Below are 21,458 nucleotides of genomic sequence, written 5' to 3' on the forward strand. Positions count from 1 at the left end.
CGAATAATCCCTGAAGGAGACTTGCCATGCTGTTTGCTGTGATTTGCACTGATAAACCCAACCATCTTGATCTTCGCATGGAAACCCGCCCGCCGCATGTGGAATGGCTCAACGGTCTGAACGCCGCAGGTGTTTTGAAAATCGGCGGCCCGTTTCTCGATGTTGCTGGTAAGCCCTGCGGCTCGATGCTGCTGATCAAGGCCGATGATCTGGATTCGGCAAAAACCATTGCAGCACAAGACCCCTATGCCAAGGCCGGTCTGTTCGAAAGTGTAGAGATCAAGCCCTACAATTGGGTTTTTAATAACCCTGAGGCATAAGGTGCATCATGGCTTTCTGGCTGTTTAAATCCGAACCCTTCAAATTCTCGTGGGAGATGCTCAAGGCCAAAGGGGCCGAGGGCGAGCAATGGGATGGGGTGCGCAATTATCTGGCCCGCAACAATATGCGGGCAATGAAAATTGGCGATAAGGGCTTTTTCTACCATTCCAACGAGGGCTTGGAAGTGGTGGGCATTGCCGAGGTTTGCGCGCTGGCTCACCCCGACACCACAACCGATGATCCGCGCTGGGAATGCGTCGATATTCGTGCCGTGTGCGATGTGCCAAAGCCGGTGACGCTGAAAGATGTAAAAGCGCATCCCGGCTTGCAGCAGATGGCGCTGGTCACCTCCATGCGGCTCTCGGTGCAGCCGGTGACGGAAGAGGAATATCTTGAAGTTTGCCGCATGGGCGGGCTTGATAATCCGCCGCGCTGAGCTTTGCCGTGAAGATCGATCCCGAGCGCTTCATTCTCGACAACACCGAGATCATGGCACCGCCGCATGTGCCCGAGCTTCGCCTGCATCTGGCCAGCGAAGTGCATGATTTGTGGCAAAAGACCGAGGAAGATCTGGCGGAGATCGGTCTGCCGCCGCCGTTCTGGGCCTTTGCCTGGGCCGGTGGTCAAGGACTTGCGCGGCATATTCTCGATTATCCCGATCTGGTCGCGGGCAAACGGGTGGTGGATTTTGCCACCGGCTCCGGCTTAGTGGCAATTGCAGCCGTAAAAGCCGGAGCTTCCCATGTGCTGGCGGTCGATATCGATCCCTTTGTCGAGGCGGCGTTGCGCTTGAACGCGCGTGAAAACGGCGTTGAAATTGGCTTTTCGCGCGAAAACATCGTAGGCCAAGCGCTGGAGGCTGATGTCTTGCTGGCGGGCGATGTGTTTTACGACAAAAGCTTTGCCGATTTCCTTGTGCCGTGGTTTTCTGGTCTGACTGCGGGTGGCATCAGCGTTATCGTTGGCGATCCAGGGCGCAGCTATTGCCCTCAAAGCCGGATGACGTCTTTGGGCGTTTATCAGGTGCCGGTGACGCGCGTGCTGGAAGATAGCGAAGTGAAGAAAACCACCGTCTGGCGGTTTCTATAGCGAATCGTCCGTAGGAAGGCGCAGGACGCACACGTTATTTTGATAGGTGCAGGCCGGTTTTTTCAGTGCAGCCTTCACATCAATGATTTTTGCTTTTGGCGCCAGCTCATTTGTTTTTACCTGTCTTGGTCCGCTGTGCCAGGCTGAAGCGCCAAACACATAGCTTCCTGCTGCCGTCTTGATGGTGATCAGCGAACTGCTCACAGTCTGCTGAATGGGGTAGATGCGGTCGTTCAGGCCTTCTGCCTGGGCTGAGCTTGACAGAATCAGCCCCAAACATCCCGCTATTGCGCAAGCTGGGCGTTTTATGCGGATCAAAGAGCGCAGATATGGCAAAAAAGGAACTCCGACCCAAAACGATAATATGATTAACAAAAGGTTACTTTGTTTTTTCGCAGAATCAAGGGGACGGGGTCACGCGAAGCCGTTTCTTAAGGAATTCCCTTTACTTTGCAGCGCATCAGTGGTTCGTCAGGGTCTGGCTCTGTCAATCGATTAAATTGAAAGACGTGTTCAAAAGCGCCTTGTCCTTGATCAATCGGAGGATTAAAGGTCCAATTTGACGCACTGCACTCCATGAAGGAGCGCCCTATATCCCTTCATTCCAAGGATGGAATGCAATTGAACGCCGTGAGGACGAGATGGCGAACGTGACAAAACAACGGCCTTTGTCGCCGCATCTGCAAATTTACAAGCCGATTCCAACCATGATGATGTCGATTGTGCATCGCATCACGGGTGGCGCGCTGTATTTTGGCACCGCGCTGGTTGCCTGGTGGCTGATTGCCGCTTCAGTCGGTGCCGATTATTATGATTGGGTCTCCTGGTTCATGGGAACCTTCATTGGCAGGATCGTGCTGTTTGGCTTTAGCTGGGCGCTGATTCACCACATGCTGGGCGGCCTTCGCCACTTCATGTGGGATCTTGGTTTTGGCTATGAAAAGCACTTCAACACCAAATTGGCCAAGGCCACGCTGGTGGCTTCTGTTGTCCTGACCATTCTGGTCTGGATCATCGCTTTGATCATTCGCTGAGGGGTTTTATCATGGATATGCGTACGCCACTCGGCAAGGTTCGCGGCCTCGGTTCGGCCAAGGATGGCACTGAACATTTCTGGCGCCAAAGGATCACCGCCGTTGCCAATGTGCCGCTTCTTCTGTTTTTCATCGGCTTCATGCTCACACACGCTGGCGCGCCTTATGCCGATGTCGTGTCTGCGCTCTCCAATCCCGTGGTCGCGGTCATCATGGGTCTGGTTGTGTTGTCGGGTCTCATTCACATGAAGCTCGGCATGCAGGTCATCATCGAGGATTACATTCACCAAGAATTTGTGAAGATCGTACTCCTGATGCTCAATACATTTTTCGTGATCACCACGGGTGCGCTCTGTCTTTTCGCCATCCTCAAGATCGCGTATGTAGGATAATTCATCATGGCATCGACAAACTCTTCAAAAGACACTGGCCCTACCATCAACGGCCGCACCTATACCTATGTTGACCACGCCTATGACGTGGTTGTGGTTGGCGCCGGTGGTGCCGGCCTGCGTGCAACCCTTGGTATGGCAGAGCAGGGTTTCAAAACCGCCTGCATCACCAAGGTGTTCCCAACCCGCTCGCACACCGTTGCGGCCCAGGGCGGCATTGCTGCATCCTTGACCAACATGACGCCAGATTGCTGGCAGTGGCACCTTTACGACACCGTCAAGGGCTCTGACTGGCTCGGCGACGTAGACGCCATGCAATATCTGGCCATGGAAGCGCCCAAGGCGGTTTATGAGCTGGAACATTACGGCGTTCCCTTCTCGCGTAACGAAGAAGGCAAGATCTATCAGCGCCCGTTTGGCGGCCACATGCAGAATTATGGCGAAGGCCCGCCAGTGCAGCGCACTTGTGCCGCTGCCGACCGCACCGGCCACGCCATTTTGCACACGCTCTATGGCCAGTCGCTGAAGCATAACGCTGAATTCTTCATCGAATATTTCGCCCTCGACCTGATCATGGCTGAAGACGGCCGTTGCACCGGCGTTGTGGCCTGGAACCTCGATGACGGCACAATCCATCGCTTCTCTGCCAAAATGGTGGTGCTGGCGACCGGCGGTTATGGCCGCGCTTACTTCTCTGCAACGTCCGCCCACACCTGCACCGGCGACGGCGGCGGCATGATTGCCCGCGCTGGCCTGCCGCTTCAGGATATGGAATTTGTGCAGTTTCACCCAACCGGTATCTACGGCGCTGGCTGTTTGATCACGGAAGGTGCACGCGGCGAAGGCGGCTATCTGGTCAACTCGGAAGGCGAGCGCTTCATGGAGCGTTATGCGCCGTCCGCCAAGGATCTTGCCTCGCGTGACGTCGTGTCGCGCTGCATGACGTTGGAAATCCGCGAAGGCCGTGGCGTTGGCAAGAACAAGGACCATATCTTCCTGCATCTTGACCACCTCGATCCCGCAATTTTGCATGAGCGTCTGCCTGGCATCTCCGAGAGCGCCAAGATTTTCGCAGGCGTTGATGTGACCCGCGAACCGATCCCGGTTCTGCCAACGGTTCACTACAATATGGGCGGTATTCCGACCAATTATTGGGGTGAAGTGCTGAACGCCGATGCCAACAACCCTGAGCGTATCGCGCCCGGCCTGATGGCTGTGGGCGAAGCCGGTTGCGCATCGGTGCACGGTGCGAACCGCCTTGGTTCCAACTCGTTGATCGACTTGGTCGTGTTTGGCCGCGCCGCCGCCATTCGCGCCGCCGAAGTCATTGATCGTGCATCGCCCATTCCGGCGCTCAACATTGATGCCTGCAACAAGATCATGGAACGCTTCGACAATATCCGTCATTCCAGCGGCTCGACGCCAACGGCTGTGCTGCGTGACAAGATGCAGCGCGCCATGCAGGAAGATGCTGCCGTGTTCCGCACCCAGGAAGCTCTGGAAAGCGGCTGCCGCCGCATCTCCGAAATCTGGAAGGAAATGCCGGATATCAAGGTGACCGACCGCTCGCTGGTCTGGAACTCCGACCTGGTCGAAACGCTGGAACTGCACAATCTGATGGCCAATGCCATCACCACGGTTTACGGCGCGGAAGCCCGCAAGGAAAGCCGCGGTTCTCACGCCCGTGAGGATTATGTCGATGGTCCGTTCGGCGGCCGTGATGATGTCAACTGGCGCAAGCACACGCTGGCATGGGTGAACGAGGCGGGTGATGTGAAGTTGGATTATCGTCCGGTTCACACCGAGCTGCTGGCAGATGGGATCGATCCGAAGAAGATCGAGCCCAAGGCCCGCGTATATTGATGTGAGGATATCGACATGGTTGAACTGACTCTCCCTAAGAATTCTCAGGTCAAGCCCGGCAAGACCTGGCCAAAGCCCGCCGGTGCCCAGAATGTGCGCGAATACCGCATCTATCGCTGGAGCCCGGACGATGCTGAAAATCCGCATATCGACACCTATTATGTCGATATGGACGATTGCGGCCCGATGGTGCTCGACGGTCTGCTCTACATCAAGAACAAGATCGATCCGACCCTGACCTTCCGCCGCTCCTGTCGCGAGGGCATTTGTGGCTCCTGTGCCATGAATATCGATGGCACCAACACGCTGGCCTGCACCAAGGGTGTGGATGAGGTCAATGGTACCGTGAAGGTCTATCCGCTGCCGCATATGCCGGTGGTGAAGGATCTGGTGCCTGATCTCAGCCATTTCTATGCGCAGCATCGTTCGATTGAGCCTTGGCTCAAGACGGTGTCTCCGGCTCCTGCCAAGGAATGGAAGCAGAGCCACGAAGACCGCACAAAGCTGGATGGTCTGTACGAGTGCATTTTGTGCGCTTGCTGCTCGACATCCTGCCCAAGCTATTGGTGGAATGGCGACCGTTACCTCGGACCAGCCGTGCTGTTGCAGGCCTATCGCTGGCTGATCGACAGCCGCGATGAAGCCAAGGGCGAGCGTCTGGACAATCTGGAAGATCCCTTCCGTCTGTATCGCTGCCACACCATCATGAATTGCGCCCAAGCCTGTCCGAAGGGGTTGAACCCTGCCAAGGCGATCGGCGAAATCAAGAAAATGATGGTTGAGCGTCGCCTGTAATGATTATCAATGCCGCCGGATCAACCCGGCGGCACATTTTTTTGCTTGGCCGAGCGCGTTGTTTTGCCCGGCAGAGCACGTTTTTTTGATCGTGAAACGGGCAATGATCCGGCGCGGTCAACGATCTGGTCTTCTCATGCCGGGATAGTGCCTTGATTTATGATTGGTATTGACGTTATTTTGCTCATATCTAAAGGCAAATGCTCAATACAGAAAACCACCGGGAGTATGAGGATGAATCTGAAATTTGCGGCGACAGGTCTTGCGGTCGTGCTTGCATTGGCCGGATGTCAGCGCACGTCGAGCGATTATGGTTCTTCTTCCTTGCCGCCCTTGCAGGCGCAGCCGGTTTCTCCGGTGACCTCGGGTCAATTGCCGCCTCCAGGTGCTGCAGGATCGCAATTTCCGGCTCCTCCAGCCAACCAGACCGCCGCGTTGACACCCAATGCGCCTCCGCCAGGCGGTGCCATGGATTTCACCAAGGAGCAATTGGTGGGCAATTGGCGTGTTGCCAACGGCGGCTCCAGCTGTGACATGTTCCTGACCTTGACCAATCTTGGTGGAGGTTCGCGTGGCGGCACCCGCCGTTGCGTTGGTCCTTTGACCACAATGGGCGCATGGGATGTGACCAATAAGCAGTTGTTGCTCAAGGATCGCGACGGTAACGTGATCGGCACGCTCTACAAGACGGCTGAAAACCAGTTCAGCGGTTCGACCAGCAGTGGCCAGCCCGTCAGCCTGAGCCGCTAAGCGGAAGCGTTACTCCATCCGATTTTTCTATTTTGCCTGCCCATTCATGGGGCAGGCATGCGCTTATGCGGAGTTCTCCATGCAGCCGATGCCCGATTACACCCTCAGCGTCAGCGAGGCGCTGAAAGCGCGGACAAAATCGGGAGAGCTTCAGGCCGATCCCGCACAGATGGATGTGGCAGCACGCCTTGATCGCATCCTCAGTGCGCTGAAAGAGCGCAAGCCGGCCAGCAAATCCTCAGCCCTGGGGTGGATTTTTGCCCGGCGCAACAAGGCGAAAGATCCGATCAAGGGGCTATATGTCTATGGCAGTGTCGGGCGTGGCAAAACCATGCTGATGGACCTGTTCTTCTCCATGGCACCGATTGAGAAAAAACGTCGGGCGCATTTTCATGAGTTTATGGCCGATGTGCACAATCGCATTTATCTTCATCGGCAGAAATTGAAAAACGGCGAAACCAAACAGGCTGATCCGGTGCCGCCGGTGGCTGAGCAATTGGCGGCGCAAGCCGAGCTTTTGTGCTTTGATGAATTCACCGTCACCGATATTGCCGATGCGATGATTTTGTCGCGCCTGTTTACCGAGCTGTTCGCGCGCGGCTGTATTCTGGTGGCCACGTCCAATGTCGAGCCGAACAATCTCTATCCGGATGGTTTGAACAGAAGCCTGTTCCTGCCTTTTGTTGGGCTGTTGCAGCAATATGTCGAAGTTAGTTCGCTCGATTCACCCACCGATTACCGGATGGAAAAGATCGATCATCTGCCGGTGTATCTCACCCCGGCGGATAGCGCTGCCGATCGTGAGATGGACCGCGCATGGCGTGCAGTCACAAAAGCCCAGCCAGAAAAGCCTGAAGAGATTCAAATGAAGGGTCGGGTTGTGCCTGTGCCACGCGCTGTTGACCGGGCGGCACGGTTTACCTTTGCACAATTGTGTGAGCAGCCGCTGGGTGCCAGCGATTATCTGGCCATTGCCGATCGGTTTGATACGGTGTTCATTGATCACATTCCCTATCTCGGCCCGCAAAAGCGAAATGAAACCAAACGTTTCATCATCCTGATCGACGCACTCTACGACCATAAAGTGCGCGTGCATGCTTCGGCTGCTGCTGCGCCAGAGGCGCTTTTGACCGAGAAAAAAGGCACAGAAGGCTTCGAGTTTGACCGCACGGCATCGCGTCTGTTTGAGATGCAAAGCAGCGACTATCTTAACGAAGGTAAATCAGACCTTTCTGAAATGTGAAGATTTGGTGACGAAAATTCTTACCTTTACGTAAGAATTTTATAGTCTAACCGATTGAAAAATAACATCACACAAATATCGTTTGCGTTTTTTGCTGTGTCGGGCTATGCGATGATCCGCAATGGCTGGCCCTGACCCTTTGGTGCTCGCCTTGGTTTTGGATCTAAAAGGAAGCATTTCAATGGCGCGCAACAAAATCGCACTTATTGGTTCTGGAATGATCGGCGGTACGCTGGCTCATCTGGCTGGCCTCAAGGAATTGGGCGATATCGTCCTGTTCGATATTGCTGACGGTGTACCGCAGGGCAAAGGTCTGGACATCGCGCAGTCCTCTCCTGTCGAAGGCTTTAATGCCAAGCTGACTGGCGCAAGTGATTATTCCGCGATTGAAGGTGCTGACGTTTGCATCGTCACCGCTGGTGTGCCGCGCAAGCCCGGCATGAGCCGTGATGACCTTTTGGGCATCAATCTCAAGGTTATGGAGCAGGTTGGTGCTGGCATTAAGAAATATGCCCCTAACGCTTTCGTCATCTGCATCACCAACCCGCTTGATGCGATGGTTTGGGCGTTGCAAAAATTCTCCGGCCTGCCAGCCAACAAGGTTGTCGGCATGGCTGGCGTTCTGGATTCCTCGCGTTTTCGCCTGTTCTTGGCTGAGGAATTCAACGTTTCTGTTCAGGACGTAACGGCCTTCGTTCTCGGTGGTCATGGCGATACCATGGTGCCTTTGGCGCGTTACTCTACCGTTGCCGGTATTCCTCTGACCGATCTGGTCAAGATGGGCTGGTGCACGGCTGAGCGTCTGGAGCAGATCATTCAGCGCACCCGCGATGGTGGTGCTGAAATTGTTGGTCTTCTCAAGACCGGCTCTGCTTTCTACGCACCTGCGGCTTCGGCAATCGAAATGGCTGAATCCTACCTCAAGGACAAGAAGCGCGTTCTGCCTTGTGCTGCGCACCTCACCGGTCAGTATGGCGTCAAGGATATGTATGTTGGCGTTCCAACGGTTATCGGCGCAGGCGGCGTTGAGCGCATCATCGAAATTCAGCTCGACAAAGATGAAGAAGCGGCTTTCCAGAAGTCTGTCGGTTCGGTTGCAGGGCTTTGCGAAGCCTGCATCGCAATCGCTCCGGCGCTCAAGTAAAGGCGAGTGTAAAATGGCCCGTGCCATTGGCATTTTAGGGTATGTCCTGCTTGTGTCAGGGTTTATTTTTATTGTGTTTGGTTACGGGTCAGTTTTGTATTTCGAGGGTTTCGCGAAACTTCAAGAGGTTATGAGTCCGTTTAATGTCTGGAACTTTATTTCTGTGTGCGTAACGCTGGCACCAGGATACTTGTTGATCAGATTAAGCGAGAAGCTTCGAAGCTCAGATTGAAGTCATCGGATTAGTGGTTCAAAAGGAAAGCTTTATGAACATTCATGAATATCAGGCCAAAGCTCTGTTGAAGAGCTTTGGTGCACCGGTTGCCGAAGGTGTGGCAATCTTTTCTGCGAATGAGGCCGAAGCTGCTGCAAAGCAGCTTCCTGGCCCACTTTACGTGGTCAAGAGCCAGATCCACGCTGGTGGCCGCGGCAAGGGCAAGTTCAAGGAACTCGGCCCAGATGCCAAGGGTGGCGTGCGTCTTGCTTTCTCGATCGACGAAGTAAAGGCCCATGTTGCTGAAATGCTCGGCAACACGCTGGTGACAAACCAGACCGGCCCGGCTGGCAAGCAGGTCAACCGCCTGTACATCGAAGACGGTGCCGACATCGAGCGCGAACTTTATCTCTCGCTGCTCGTCGACCGCGCTGTGGGTCAGGTTGCTTTCGTGGTTTCCACCGAAGGCGGCATGGACATTGAAACCGTTGCCCATGACACACCTGAAAAGATCGTCAGCGTTGCGATCGACCCAGAAACAGGTGTTACGGCTGCCAATCTGGCTGCCCTGACGGCTGCTCTGAAGCTCGAAGGCGAAGCCAAGGCGGATGCTGAAAAGCTGTTCCCGATCCTCTACAAAGCCTTTGTCGAAAAGGACATGGCTCTGTTGGAAGTGAACCCGCTGATCGTCATGAAGAACGGCCGTATGCGCGTTCTCGATGCCAAGATGTCTTTCGACGGCAACGCTCTGTTCCGTCACGAAGATGTGGTTGCGCTGCGCGACAAGACCGAAGAAGACGCCAAGGAAATCGAAGCCTCCAAGTATGATCTGGCCTACGTTGCTCTCGACGGCAACATCGGCTGCATGGTCAACGGCGCAGGTCTTGCCATGGCAACCATGGACATCATCAAGCTCTACGGCGCTGAGCCTGCAAACTTCCTCGACGTTGGTGGCGGTGCGACCAAGGAAAAGGTAACGGCAGCGTTCAAGATCATCACGGCTGATCCAGCTGTGAAGGGCATTCTGGTCAACATCTTCGGCGGCATCATGAAGTGTGATGTGATTGCAGAAGGCGTGCTGGCCGCTGTCAAGGAAGTCGGTCTTACTGTTCCTCTCGTTGTGCGCCTTGAAGGCACCAATGTGGATCTGGGTAAGAAAATCATCAACGAATCCGGTCTCAACGTCATTTCGGCGGATGATCTGGACGATGCTGCACAGAAGATTGTTGCAGCAGTGAAGGCGGCTTGAGCCTATGGCCAACACATCAAAGACCGTAACACGTCAGGCTTTCGGGCCAAACGAGACGGACATCAATCTCTGCTATTTCGTATCCTGGGATAGCGAGATTCCGGGTGAAGGCGAAGTTGCCGAGCGCTGGGCACATTTTAACGACAAAGATGATGCCGACGCCTATTTCGCTGAAAAATCCAAGGATGCCGACCTGTTCGTCTGGAAGGGTGAGCTTGGTGTTTCCAAGTCACAGGGCCATTTCGACTGGTTCTACACCCAGTGGTCCAAGAGCCTTGATAAGCATCTGACGCAGAAGCCGGCCCAGGGCATGGGCTACCGCTTTTCCAACGACGCCTTTGAGGCATTTGAACCCCTCGAGTTCGAGGAAGAGGAAGCCGAATAATGTCCATTTTGATCAATAAAGACACCAAGGTTCTCGTACAGGGCCTGACCGGCAAGACCGGCACCTTCCACACCGAGCAGGCTCTGGCCTATTACGGCACCAAGATGGTGGGCGGTATTCACCCTGCCAAGGGCGGCACCAACTGGACCGGCTCCAAGGGCGAAAGCCTGCCGATCTTCGCATCCGTTGCCGAAGGCAAGGATGTCACCGGCGCAAACGCATCGGTGATCTACGTTCCGCCAGCAGGCGCGGCCGCTGCTATTTTGGAAGCCATTGAAGCTGAAATTCCGCTGATCGTCTGCATCACCGAAGGCATTCCAGTGGCCGACATGGTCAAGGTCAAGGCTCGTCTGGACAAGTCCAAGTCGCGCCTGATTGGCCCCAACTGCCCAGGCGTTATGACGCCGGAAGAATGCAAGATCGGTATCATGCCGGGCTCGATCTTCCGCAAGGGTTCTGTTGGCGTGTTGTCGCGTTCCGGCACGTTGACATACGAAGCCGTGTTCCAGACATCGAATGAAGGCCTCGGCCAGACATCGGCTGTCGGTATCGGCGGCGACCCGGTCAAGGGCACTGAATTCATTGATATTCTGGAAATGTATCTCGCTGATGAGAACACCAAGTCGATCATCATGATCGGTGAAATCGGTGGTTCTGCTGAAGAAGAGGCTGCACAGTTCATCAAGGACGAAGCCAAGAAGGGTCGCAAGAAGCCAATGGTTGGCTTCATTGCCGGTCGTACGGCTCCTCCCGGTCGCACCATGGGTCACGCAGGCGCTGTGATCTCTGGCGGCAAGGGCGGCGCAGAAGACAAGATCGAAGCGATGGAATCGGCCGGTATTCGCGTATCGCCGTCTCCAGCACGCCTCGGCAAAACGCTGGTTGAAGTTCTCAAGGGCTGAACCACATAAGAGTGTGGGCAGGCGCTGACCATGATGCGCCTGCCCATGCTTCAGTTTCAAGTCCAGTTGAGCGCAAGTTCTGGCTGGCACATATTTGACAAGCCAAATATTCGGCCGAATATTCGGCTATGACCTCAAGTCGGGAGGCGGGCACGGGGCCCGCAGAAAACCATGGCAAGGCAAGAAGCCAACGAGCAGTTTCAGATTACGTCCTTTCTGGATGGATCGAATGCGATCTACATCGAGCAGCTTTATGCGCGTTACGAAGAGGATCCGAATTCGGTATCGTCGGAGTGGCAATCCTTTTTCAAGGCGCTGGGCGATAATCCAAGCGACGTGAAAAAGGCAGCGAAGGGTGCCTCCTGGCAGCGGAGCAATTGGCCGCTGACGCCTCGCACCGATCTGGTATCGGCGCTCGATGGCAATTGGGGTCTGATTGAAAAGGCCATAGAAACCAAGGTCAAGGGCAAGGCCGAGAAGGCAGCTGTCGCTGGTACGCCGGTTTCTGAAACCGAAGTGCTGCAGGCGACCCGTGATAGCGTTCGCGCCATCATGATGATTCGCGCCTATCGCATGCGCGGCCATTTGCATGCCAAGCTCGATCCGCTCGGCATTGCAACGCCTGTTGATGACTATAATGAATTGTCGCCGTCTTCCTATGGCTTCACGGATGCCGATTACGACCGCAAGATCTTTATCGACAACGTGTTGGGGCTGGAATACGCCACCATTCGCGAGATGATCGAGATTCTGGAGCGCACCTATTGCTCGACACTGGGTGTCGAATTCATGCATATCTCCAATCCAGAAGAAAAGTCCTGGATTCAGGAGCGCATCGAAGGCCCTGATAAAGGCGTTGAATTCACGCTTGAGGGCAAGAAGGCGATTTTGCAAAAACTGATCGAAGCTGAAGGCTTTGAGCAGTTTATCGATGTGAAATACAAGGGCACCAAGCGTTTTGGTCTCGACGGCGGTGAATCGCTCATTCCTGCGCTGGAACAGATTATCAAGCGCGGCGGTCAGGAAGGTCTGGAACAGGTTGTTCTGGGCATGCCGCATCGCGGCCGTTTGAATGTGTTGACCAACGTGATGGGCAAGCCGCATCGCGCCGTGTTCCACGAGTTCAAGGGCGGCTCCTTCAAGCCGGATGAAGTCGAAGGCTCTGGCGACGTAAAATACCATCTCGGTGCATCGTCTGACCGCGAATTCGACGGCAACAAGGTTCACTTGTCGCTCACCGCCAATCCGTCGCACCTGGAAATCGTCAACCCGGTGGTCATGGGTAAAGCGCGTGCCAAGCAGGATCAGCTTGCCAAGGTCTGGGACGGCGACGTGATTCCTTTGAAGGAACGCGCCAAGGTTTTGCCATTGCTTTTGCATGGTGATGCGGCTTTTGCCGGTCAGGGCGTTGTTGCTGAAATTTTGGGCCTGTCGGGTCTGCGTGGTCACCGCGTTGCGGGCACCATGCATGTGATTGTCAACAACCAGATCGGTTTTACCACCAATCCGGGCTATTCGCGCTCGTCGCCTTATCCATCGGATGTGGCCAAGATGATCGAAGCGCCGATCTTCCACGTCAATGGTGATGATCCGGAAGCGGTTGTTTATGCGGCTAAGGTTGCTACCGAATACCGCATGAAGTTCCATAAGCCTGTCGTGATCGACATGTTCTGCTATCGTCGCTTTGGCCATAACGAAGGTGATGAGCCATCGTTCACCCAGCCAAAGATGTACAAGGAAATTCGCGCCCATAAGACGGTTGTGCAGCTTTACGGCGAGCGCCTGATCAGCGAAGGCTTGATCACTGAAGGCGAATTGGAAAAGATGAAGGCCGATTGGCGCGCCAATCTGGAGCAGGAATTCGAAGCAGGCCAAGCCTATAAGCCCAACAAGGCTGACTGGCTGGACGGCGTTTGGTCTGGTATGCGCGCGGCTGACAATGCCGACGAGCAGCGCCGTGGCAAAACGGCTGTGCCGATGAAGACCCTCAAGGAAATCGGCCGCAAGCTGTCGTCGATCCCGGAAGGTTTTAACGCGCACCGCACCATTCAGCGCTTCATGGATAACCGCGCTCAGATGATTGAGACCGGTGAAGGCATTGACTGGGCGATGGCGGAAGCGCTGGCGTTCGGCTCGACCGTGCTGGACGGCCACAAGATCCGTCTGTCCGGTCAGGATTGCGAACGCGGCACTTTCTCGCAGCGCCACTCGGTTCTCTACGATCAGGAAACAGAAGACCGCTACATTCCGCTGGCCAATCTGGCTCCAAATCAGGCGCGTTACGAAGTCATCAACTCCATGCTGTCTGAAGAGGCAGTCCTTGGGTTTGAATATGGCTATTCGCTGGCACGTCCAAACGCTCTGACCCTGTGGGAAGCCCAGTTTGGTGACTTCGCCAACGGTGCGCAGGTGGTGTTTGACCAGTTCATCTCCTCGGGTGAGCGCAAGTGGCTGCGTATGTCCGGTCTGGTTTGCCTTCTGCCGCATGGCTATGAAGGTCAGGGGCCAGAGCATTCGTCGGCTCGTCTTGAGCGTTGGCTCCAGATGTGTGCAGAAGACAACATGCAGGTTGCCAACGTCACCACGCCAAGCAACTACTTCCACATTCTGCGCCGTCAGGTTAAGCGCGACTTCCGCAAGCCGCTGATTCTGATGACACCAAAATCCTTGCTGCGCCATAAGCGTGCAACATCGACCTTGGCGGAAATGGCGGGCGAAACCTCGTTCCACCGTCTGCTGTGGGATGATGCCGAGATGATCAAGGACGGCCCGATCAAGCTCCAGAAGGATGCCAAGATCCGCCGCGTGGTGATGTGCACGGGTAAGGTTTACTATGACCTGCTGGAAGAGCGCGAAAAGCGTGGCATTGATGATGTCTACCTGTTGCGTATCGAGCAGCTCTATCCGTTCCCGGCCAAGGCGCTGATCAATGAACTGAGCCGTTTCCGCAATGCGGAGATGGTCTGGTGCCAGGAAGAGCCCAAGAATATGGGTGCATGGTCGTTCATTGATCCTTACCTGGAATGGGTGCTGGCGCATATTGATGCCAAGTACCAGCGGGTACGCTACACCGGCCGTCCGGCGGCAGCATCGCCTGCAACGGGCCTGATGTCCAAGCACCTTGCCCAGCTTGAAGCCTTCCTTGAGGACGCTCTGGGCGGCTGATGCCGCGCTTAGTGCGGTTCACTGAAACAGTGAACCGCACTAACTCTTTGTTTATACGCATTTCCGGACGGAAAACCGCACCACACTTTTCCTGGAAATGCTCTAGGCACCCTTGTTTGAAACGCACACAGATCAACGGAATTGTTTTATCATGGCCACTGAAATCCGCGTCCCCACTCTGGGTGAATCCGTCAGCGAAGCCACCATCGGCACCTGGTTCAAAAAGGTTGGCGATGTCGTCAAGGTTGACGAACCGCTTGTCGAGCTTGAAACCGATAAGGTGACAGTTGAAGTTCCTTCGCCTGTTTCCGGCGTCCTGACCGAAATCGTCGCCCAGAACGGCGACACCGTTGGTCTCGGCGCTCTGCTGGGCAATATCACTGAGGGCGCATCGGCTGGTGCCTCAGCACCTGCTGCCGCTCCGGCTCCAGCGGCTGCTCCAGCAGCCCCCGCTCAGGCCGCACCTGCTGCTTCCTCTTCCATGCCAGCGGCTCCGGCTGCTGCAAAGCTTGCCGCTGACAACAACGTCAACACGGCTGATGTTGATGGCTCCGGCAAGCGTGGTCAGGTGCTCAAGGGCGACGTGATTGCAGCGATTGCCAAGGGTCCGGTTGCAGCAGCACCTGCGGCTCCTGCTGCACCACGTCCAGTGTCCAGCGCTGACGATGCATCCCGCGAAGAGCGCGTCAAGATGACGCGCCTGCGCCAGACCATTGCCAAGCGCCTCAAAGATGCCCAGAACACCGCTGCGATGCTGACCACTTACAACGAAGTGGACATGTCGGCCGTGATGAGCCTTCGCAACAAGTACAAGGACATTTTTGAAAAGAAGCACGGTGTCAAGCTTGGCTTCATGGGCTTCTTCACCAAGGCCGTGACCCACGCCCTGAAGGAACTGCCTGCTGTGAACGCCGAAATCGACGGCACAGACATCATCTACAAGAACTATTGTCACGTTGGCATGGCCGTTGGCACCGACAAGGGTCTGGTCGTTCCGGTGATCCGCGATGCTGATCAGATGTCGATTTCCGGCGTTGAGAAGGAACTGGGTCGTCTTGCCAAGGCAGCCCGCGATGGCTCGCTTTCCATGGCCGACATGCAGGGCGGCACCTTCACCATCACCAATGGTGGCGTGTATGGCTCGCTGATGTCTTCGCCAATCCTCAATGCGCCTCAGTCCGGTATCTTGGGCATGCACAAGATTCAGGATCGTCCGGTTGTGGTTGGCGGTCAGATCGTGATCCGTCCGATGATGTACCTGGCACTGTCCTATGACCACCGGATTGTTGACGGCAAGGAAGCCGTGACCTTCCTCGTGCGCGTCAAGGAAAGCCTGGAAGATCCAGAGCGTCTGGTTCTGGACCTCTAAGCATTGGTTGTTTCCTGTCCTCTTTCTCGACCTCCGGGTCGTGGAAGAGGACATGGTTTAACGTGCGTAGCGGCATTCCCGTGGAATGATGTCGATCAAAAAAGTGGAGTCTGATCATGCAGCCAACTTTTCTTGCCGCCTCGCCCTTTTTGCCTATCCTTGGTTTCAGTGTTGTTTTGCTGATTGCGCATATCCTGCTGCAAGGCATGACCGCGACCAAGGAACTGGGAACGGATTGGAATGCCGGTCCTCGCGATGACAACAAGAAGCCAAAGGGCAATCTTGCCGGTCGTGCCGAGCGCGCATCCGCGAATTTTCGCGAGACCTATCCAGCTTTTATTGCGCTCGCCTTTGGGCTGATCCTTGCGGGTGATCCCCATGGCTTTGGTCTCATTGGTGCCTGGGTGTGGGTGCTGTGCCGGATTGTGTATATCCCGCTTTATCTGGCCGGAATTCCTTATATTCGCTCCATGATCTGGCTGGGTTCGCTGGCAGGTCTGGTTGCAATGCTGTTGGTGTTGCTGTTTTAATCGGTGGCGATTGTGCTGAGTGAGAAATGTTGATGCACCCCTATTTATTTGAACTTGCATCGCTGATGGCAATTTTTGCATTTGCAATCGTCTCTCCGGGTGCGGATCTGGCCATGGTTATGCGCCAATCGCTGATCCACGGTCGCCGAGAGGCGATCATCACCAGCTTTGGCATTGGCGCATCGCTGATGTTTCATGTGACATATACCATTCTTGGTCTGGGGCTGATCATTTCCCAATCGATCACCCTGTTTAATATCGTCAAATGGTGCGGCGTTGCCTACCTTCTCTACATTGGCGTTAAATCGCTCCGCGCTGGAAAATCTGATTTGACTGCGCAGCCTGCTGTGGTTGAAGCCGACAAAAAGCGTCAGTCTGCTGCCAAGTCCTTCCTTCTGGGGTTTGCGGCCAATGTCTTGAATCCGAAGGCGGTGTTTTTCTTCCTGTCGATCTTCTCCACAATGGTCAGCGTTCAAACGCCAAGCACGGTCAAGTTTGGCTATGGTCTTGTGATGGCAACATGCCTGATCATGTGGTTTGTCGGTGTGAGCATTTTCATGACAACACCAAAAATGCGGGCAACCTTCTCGCGTGCCAGTCAATGGATTGATCGCGTCAGCGGCGCGGTCTTCATCGTGCTCGGCCTGAAGCTTGCGACCGAGAAGGCTGGTTAATTCGGGGCGCTTTGCGTCCATCATGGGACGGATTGACCGTCTCGATTGTGCTTTGCCTTTGCCCAAGAGATGGGCGGCATTACGTTTGATATAAAGGAATGAGAAAATGGCGTATGATCTTGTGGTGATCGGTAGCGGCCCTGGCGGTTATGTCTGTGCGATCAAGGCAGCCCAGCTCGGCATGAAGGTGGCTGTGGTTGAAAAGCGTGCAACTTACGGCGGCACCTGCCTCAACGTCGGCTGCATCCCCTCCAAGGCTTTGTTGCATGCCTCTGAAATGTTCCATCACGCCGCCCACGGCATGGCCGATCTGGGCGTCGAGGTTGGTGCACCAACGCTGAACCTGCCCAAGATGATGGCCCATAAGGATGCCACCGTGAAGGCCAATGTCGAAGGCGTGTCCTTCCTGTTCAAGAAGAACAAGATTGATGGCGTGATTGGCACCGGCAAGATCGTGGCGGTTGGTAAGGTCTCGGTCACCAATGACAAGGGCGAAGAGCAGGTTCTGGAAACCAAGAACATCGTGATTGCAACCGGCTCGGATGTGGCTGGCATTCCCGGTGTGGCGGTCGATATTGACGAGAAGATCATTGTGTCGTCCACCGGCGGCATTGCGTTGGACAAGGTGCCGGGCAAGATGATCGTGGTTGGCGGCGGCGTGATCGGCCTTGAGCTTGGCTCGGTTTGGGCGCGTCTGGGTGCCAAGGTCACAGTCGTTGAATATCTCGACACGATTTTGGGCGGTATGGACGGCGAAGTGTCCAAGCAGTTCCAGCGCATGCTGGTCAAGCAGGGCATGGAGTTCAACCTCGGTGCCAAAGTCACCGCCGTTGAAAAGTCCGGCGCAGGTGCCAAGGTGACGTTCGAGCCTGCCAAGGGCGGCGAAGCCACAACTCTGGAAGCCGATGTTGTGCTGGTGGCCACGGGCCGCAAGCCTTACACCACGGGCCTTGGCCTTGAAACTGTTGGCGTTGCCCTCGACAACCGTGGCCGCGTCGAAATCGACAACCACTTCCAGACCAATGTGGCTAGTATTTACGCCATCGGCGACGTGGTCAAGGGCCCAATGCTGGCCCATAAGGCTGAAGATGAAGGCGTGGCTCTGGCCGAAATTCTCTCCGGTCAGCATGGTCATGTGAATTACGATGTCATTCCGGGCGTGGTCTACACCCAGCCGGAAGTGGCCTCTGTTGGCAAGACCGAGGAAGAACTGAAGGCCGCAGGCATCGCCTATAAGGCTGGCAAGTTCCCGTTCACCGCCAATGGTCGTGCGCGTGCGATGAATGCCACGGATGGCTTCGTCAAGGTTTTGGCCGATAAGGACACCGACCGCGTTCTCGGCGTTCACATCATTGGTCTTGGCGCGGGCGAAATGATCCATGAAGCCGCTGTTTTGATGGAATTTGGTGGCTCGTCTGAAGATCTGGGTCGCACCTGCCATGCGCATCCGACCATGTCGGAAGCCGTGAAGGAAGCTGCATTGGCAACCTTTGCCAAGCCAATCCATATGTAATCCTCTTCTGAAAAGAAGAGAAAAATCGACCAGTATTATATTTTCGTCATATTGAAAGCCGTGGCTTGTTATCCAAGCCACGGCTTTTATCATAGGGCCGTATGTTCCTTTAACCTTTTGATAAAAGGCAAGAATTATGGTCGAAAACACAGTCACCGGCTATTCCGTGCTGCAAAGGGCCTTGCATTGGCTAATGGCAGCGTTGATTTTCTTCAATCTGATCTTTTCTGACGGGATGGAGCACTGGAACCGGCTGATGCGCCGGGGTGAGGCAATCACGCCCGATGATATTAGCTCCGCCAATATCCACGCTTATGTCGGCATTGCTATTTTGCTGCTCTGTCTGATCAGACTGGCGGTGCGGCTAATGCAGGGCGCACCCGATGCACCGCCGCAAGAGCCGCCTCTTTTAAAACTGGCCGCAAAACTCGCCCATTGGACGCTCTACGCGCTGTTTGTGCTGATGCCCGTCACGGGCATGGCCAAATATTACTTTGGCAATGACACCCTTGGCGAGTTGCACGGCGGGCCTTTGAAAATACTGCTGTGGGCGCTGATCGTCTTGCACGTCCTGGGCGCGTTGGTGCATCAGTTTTATTGGAAAACCAATGTGCTGGCCCGTATGACGCGCGGTGTGTAACGTTAATCCCACCTTACGTTCAACGAGGGCTGTCGCCGCGATTTATGGCATTGCGGTTACGGTAAAGCCTTGCTGGCGCAACAGCGCGACAACGCCGCCTTCTCCCGGCAGATGCAGCGCGCCGACCGCCATAAAGACATTGCCTTGGTTCAGTGTGGGGGCTGCGCGCTCCGCCATGATCTTGTTGCGGTCCAGAACGATCCGCTGTTCAAACGCGGCATAGTCCGCATCTTTGGCGGATGCGGGGTCTGGAGAGATGGCTTGCAGCAAAGGCATGATGGCACCAATATCGCCTTTCAGGTAAAGGTCGATCATGGTTTCGTTGACGTCATTCATCGTGTCGCCGAGCTGCAATGTGTCGATCAACGACTTCAGGTGAAAGGCCATGGGCAGGTCATTCAGGGCTTCAAGCTGCTCTGCATAGGTTTCCAGCCCTACCACCCGCTTTCCGGCATTGGCAGCGTCTTGCGCAATGCGTTTATCAAGAAACGATGTGCCTTCGGCCTTGCGTGCCAGCTCGCAGGCCGGAAGGGCAACAAAGCTGGCAATGATCCATGGTTTCATACGGTTGACGGCGGAGAGGGCTAGCCCTCTTTTTTTTAACCCGGCTTCCAATTCCTTCACCTGCTCAGGCGTCAGATGACTGGTGATGGTTGAGCCATCGGTGAACATCGAAAGCTCAGGCTTTGCCATCAGTGCAATTGCCGCCTTTTTATCGTCCAGCACCTCGTCCGATTCGACAATGATTGTGTCGGCCCCCTTTGCGGCATCCTGTGCGCCCTTTGGCATGGTCAGCACGCGCGGATCGGTCACATGCATGGTGCCGAGCAGATACGAAGGCTTGAGGCCGGGCTTTTCAATCTTCCAGAAAATCGCCTGACCATTGGGCGTTTCAGCTGCCTCGGCCGCCACACGCCCATAGGCCTTTGGGTCGCGCTGTTGCAGCTCCGGCAGCAGGTTTTTGCCCACACAGGCGCGATCCGGCGGTGTTTGGGCTTGGGCCGGGGTGAAAAGCAGTGCCATCACCAAGGCGAGGATCACGCCCAAGGCACCGCGAATGGGTGCGGTCCATTGACCTTTGCGTGGCACTTTGCATGCGCGGTTGGTGGGCTTCATCATGATGCTTTCCAGAGTGTCGAAGAAGCGGGTTTATGCCCTTGGGTGGGCGCGATCATAGACATCCATCAGGCGGACCGAATCAATGCCGGTATAAACCTGCGTGGTGGAAAGGCTGGCATGGCCGAGCAATTCCTGAATGGTGCGCAAATCGCCGCCGCCGCTGAGAAGGTGGGTGGCAAATGAATGGCGGAGCGCGTGCGGCGTGGCGGTTTCCGGCAAGCCGAGGGCGGAGCGCAAGCGTTGCATCTCCCGCTGAATGATGCCCTGCTGCAATTTGCCACCGCGCGCACCGCGAAACAACGGCTCGCTGGGGTCAAGATGGTAGGGGCAAAGCTTTCGATAGGCCTCCACCGCTTCTCGCACCGCAGGCAACAGCGGCACCAACCGCGTTTTATTGCCTTTACCCGTGATGCGCAGCGTGGTGGTGTCACTGTCAAAATCGACTGGCAGCAAATTCAATGCTTCGGAAATACGAAGACCGCAGCCGTAGAGCAGCGAAAGCACGGCGGCATCGCGGGCGGCAATCCACGGCTCTTCATTCATCTGCGTATCAGCGTCCACCACTTGCAACGCCTGTTTGGCGCTCAGGGGCTTGGGCAGCGATTTTGGTTGTTTGGGCGAGCGAATGGCACCCGCACCTGCGGCATTGACAAGGCCTTTTCGCTCCAGAAAGCGCAGCAGCGAGCGAATGCCCGCTAGGTGGCGACCAAGCGACCGTGCACCGGAACCTTCCTTGCGGCGCGAGGCCAGAAAAGCGCGCAAATCCGAAGGCTTCAATGCCTCAATATCCTTGATAGAGGGCGGTCCACCGAAATAGCCAGTCAGAAAGGTCAAAAACTGGCGCGTGTCGCGTTCATAGGCGGTCAGGGTGTTTTCTGAAAACCGCTTTTCCTGGGTGAGGTTGGCAAGCCAGCTTTGTCGCTCACTCATCAGGTCGGGCGCGGCAATCAACAATAGCTCGTTCACGGAAGCAGCCCTTTGCTCTGTCAGTCATCGCTTCAAATTGCCCGATAGCTGTTAGGGAATGCTTAACAAATGGTGCTCGTTCTTCATTGCACCACTCTGAT

General features: G+C 55.5%; 22 protein-coding genes. 19 read left to right on the top strand and 3 right to left on the bottom strand.

Annotation, left to right across the window (positions count from 1 at the left end; all coding sequences use genetic code 11):
- Nucleotides 1-26: 26 nt before the first annotated feature.
- Genes BJF95_RS21265 through BJF95_RS21275 form a run of 3 tightly spaced genes read left to right on the top strand, consistent with a single transcriptional unit; the run spans nucleotide 27 to nucleotide 1,410 of the window.
- Entirely contained in the window at nucleotides 27-320 is a 294-nt protein-coding gene (locus tag BJF95_RS21265) for a YciI-like protein (RefSeq protein ID WP_075641477.1), read from the top strand.
- Between the two features lie 8 nt (nucleotides 321-328).
- On the top strand, nucleotides 329-757 hold the full coding sequence (locus BJF95_RS21270; protein ID WP_075641478.1) for an EVE domain-containing protein: 429 nt from the start codon (nucleotides 329-331) through the stop codon (nucleotides 755-757).
- A gap of 8 nt (nucleotides 758-765) precedes the next feature.
- The gene (locus tag BJF95_RS21275) at nucleotides 766-1,410 is read left to right on the top strand and encodes a class I SAM-dependent methyltransferase (protein WP_075641479.1); all 645 of its coding nucleotides are present in this window, start codon (nucleotides 766-768) and stop codon (nucleotides 1,408-1,410) included.
- On the opposite strand, the gene BJF95_RS21280 is transcribed toward BJF95_RS21275, so the two are convergent.
- Nucleotides 1,405-1,746 (bottom strand): hypothetical protein, encoded by a 342-nt coding sequence (locus BJF95_RS21280; protein ID WP_139317588.1) that lies wholly within the window; start codon nucleotides 1,744-1,746, stop codon nucleotides 1,405-1,407. The genes BJF95_RS21275 and BJF95_RS21280 overlap by 6 nt on opposite strands.
- A 305-nt stretch (nucleotides 1,747-2,051) precedes the next feature.
- On the opposite strand from BJF95_RS21280, the gene sdhC reads away from it, so the two are divergent.
- From sdhC to BJF95_RS21365, 16 genes are all read left to right on the top strand, one after another.
- On the top strand, nucleotides 2,052-2,444 hold the full coding sequence (sdhC, locus tag BJF95_RS21285) for a succinate dehydrogenase, cytochrome b556 subunit (protein ID WP_075641481.1): 393 nt from the start codon (nucleotides 2,052-2,054) through the stop codon (nucleotides 2,442-2,444).
- Between the two features lie 11 nt (nucleotides 2,445-2,455).
- Nucleotides 2,456-2,836 (top strand): succinate dehydrogenase, hydrophobic membrane anchor protein, encoded by a 381-nt coding sequence (gene sdhD, locus BJF95_RS21290; protein WP_075641482.1) that lies wholly within the window; start codon nucleotides 2,456-2,458, stop codon nucleotides 2,834-2,836.
- Between the two features lie 6 nt (nucleotides 2,837-2,842).
- Complete coding sequence (gene sdhA / locus BJF95_RS21295; RefSeq protein WP_075641483.1) at nucleotides 2,843-4,699, top strand: succinate dehydrogenase flavoprotein subunit; 1,857 nt, start codon at nucleotides 2,843-2,845, stop codon at nucleotides 4,697-4,699.
- Nucleotides 4,700-4,714: 15 nt separating this feature from the next.
- The gene (locus tag BJF95_RS21300; RefSeq protein ID WP_075641484.1) at nucleotides 4,715-5,494 is read left to right on the top strand and encodes a succinate dehydrogenase iron-sulfur subunit; all 780 of its coding nucleotides are present in this window, start codon (nucleotides 4,715-4,717) and stop codon (nucleotides 5,492-5,494) included.
- A 234-nt stretch (nucleotides 5,495-5,728) separates the two neighbouring features.
- Nucleotides 5,729-6,244 carry a protease inhibitor Inh/omp19 family protein gene (locus BJF95_RS21305; protein ID WP_075641485.1) on the top strand — a complete coding sequence of 172 codons (516 nt, stop codon included), beginning with the start codon at nucleotides 5,729-5,731 and terminating at the stop codon, nucleotides 6,242-6,244.
- A gap of 79 nt (nucleotides 6,245-6,323) precedes the next feature.
- Nucleotides 6,324-7,487, top strand: coding sequence for a cell division protein ZapE (gene zapE / locus BJF95_RS21310; RefSeq protein ID WP_075641486.1), 1,164 nt, complete (start codon nucleotides 6,324-6,326; stop codon nucleotides 7,485-7,487).
- 181 nt (nucleotides 7,488-7,668) lie between these two features.
- Nucleotides 7,669-8,631: a malate dehydrogenase gene (gene mdh, locus BJF95_RS21315; RefSeq protein WP_075641633.1), complete on the top strand. Its 963-nt coding sequence runs from the start codon at nucleotides 7,669-7,671 to the stop codon at nucleotides 8,629-8,631.
- Between the two features lie 266 nt (nucleotides 8,632-8,897).
- Nucleotides 8,898-10,094 (top strand): ADP-forming succinate--CoA ligase subunit beta, encoded by a 1,197-nt coding sequence (gene sucC, locus BJF95_RS21325; RefSeq protein WP_075641488.1) that lies wholly within the window; start codon nucleotides 8,898-8,900, stop codon nucleotides 10,092-10,094.
- A gap of 4 nt (nucleotides 10,095-10,098) precedes the next feature.
- Complete coding sequence (locus BJF95_RS21330) at nucleotides 10,099-10,479, top strand: hypothetical protein (RefSeq protein ID WP_075641489.1); 381 nt, start codon at nucleotides 10,099-10,101, stop codon at nucleotides 10,477-10,479.
- A complete protein-coding gene (sucD, locus tag BJF95_RS21335; RefSeq protein WP_075641490.1) occupies nucleotides 10,479-11,381 on the top strand; it encodes a succinate--CoA ligase subunit alpha in 903 nt (300 codons plus the stop codon). The genes BJF95_RS21330 and sucD overlap by 1 nt, the downstream gene beginning before the upstream one ends.
- A 171-nt stretch (nucleotides 11,382-11,552) precedes the next feature.
- Nucleotides 11,553-14,546 (top strand): 2-oxoglutarate dehydrogenase E1 component, encoded by a 2,994-nt coding sequence (locus BJF95_RS21340; protein WP_075641491.1) that lies wholly within the window; start codon nucleotides 11,553-11,555, stop codon nucleotides 14,544-14,546.
- Between the two features lie 151 nt (nucleotides 14,547-14,697).
- On the top strand, nucleotides 14,698-15,915 hold the full coding sequence (odhB, locus tag BJF95_RS21345; RefSeq protein WP_075641492.1) for a 2-oxoglutarate dehydrogenase complex dihydrolipoyllysine-residue succinyltransferase: 1,218 nt from the start codon (nucleotides 14,698-14,700) through the stop codon (nucleotides 15,913-15,915).
- 116 nt (nucleotides 15,916-16,031) lie between these two features.
- Nucleotides 16,032-16,445, top strand: coding sequence for an MAPEG family protein (locus tag BJF95_RS21350; RefSeq protein WP_075641493.1), 414 nt, complete (start codon nucleotides 16,032-16,034; stop codon nucleotides 16,443-16,445).
- A 32-nt stretch (nucleotides 16,446-16,477) separates the two neighbouring features.
- Nucleotides 16,478-17,119, top strand: coding sequence for a LysE family translocator (locus BJF95_RS21355; RefSeq protein ID WP_075641634.1), 642 nt, complete (start codon nucleotides 16,478-16,480; stop codon nucleotides 17,117-17,119).
- 106 nt (nucleotides 17,120-17,225) lie between these two features.
- On the top strand, nucleotides 17,226-18,632 hold the full coding sequence (gene lpdA / locus BJF95_RS21360) for a dihydrolipoyl dehydrogenase (RefSeq protein WP_075641494.1): 1,407 nt from the start codon (nucleotides 17,226-17,228) through the stop codon (nucleotides 18,630-18,632).
- A 136-nt stretch (nucleotides 18,633-18,768) separates the two neighbouring features.
- Entirely contained in the window at nucleotides 18,769-19,272 is a 504-nt protein-coding gene (locus BJF95_RS21365) for a cytochrome b (protein WP_075641495.1), read from the top strand.
- Between the two features lie 42 nt (nucleotides 19,273-19,314).
- Here the strand turns inward: BJF95_RS21365 and BJF95_RS21370 are convergent, their stop codons facing one another.
- Together BJF95_RS21370 and BJF95_RS21375 are read right to left on the bottom strand one after the other, a co-directional pair.
- The gene (locus BJF95_RS21370; protein WP_245297398.1) at nucleotides 19,315-20,295 is read right to left on the bottom strand and encodes a TraB/GumN family protein; all 981 of its coding nucleotides are present in this window, start codon (nucleotides 20,293-20,295) and stop codon (nucleotides 19,315-19,317) included.
- Nucleotides 20,296-20,421: 126 nt separating this feature from the next.
- The gene (locus BJF95_RS21375) at nucleotides 20,422-21,357 is read right to left on the bottom strand and encodes a tyrosine recombinase XerC (protein ID WP_075641496.1); all 936 of its coding nucleotides are present in this window, start codon (nucleotides 21,355-21,357) and stop codon (nucleotides 20,422-20,424) included.
- Nucleotides 21,358-21,458 lie beyond the last annotated feature (101 nt).

Source organism: Rhizobium oryziradicis, from assembly GCF_001939045.1.
GTDB lineage: Bacteria > Pseudomonadota > Alphaproteobacteria > Rhizobiales > Rhizobiaceae > Allorhizobium > Allorhizobium oryziradicis.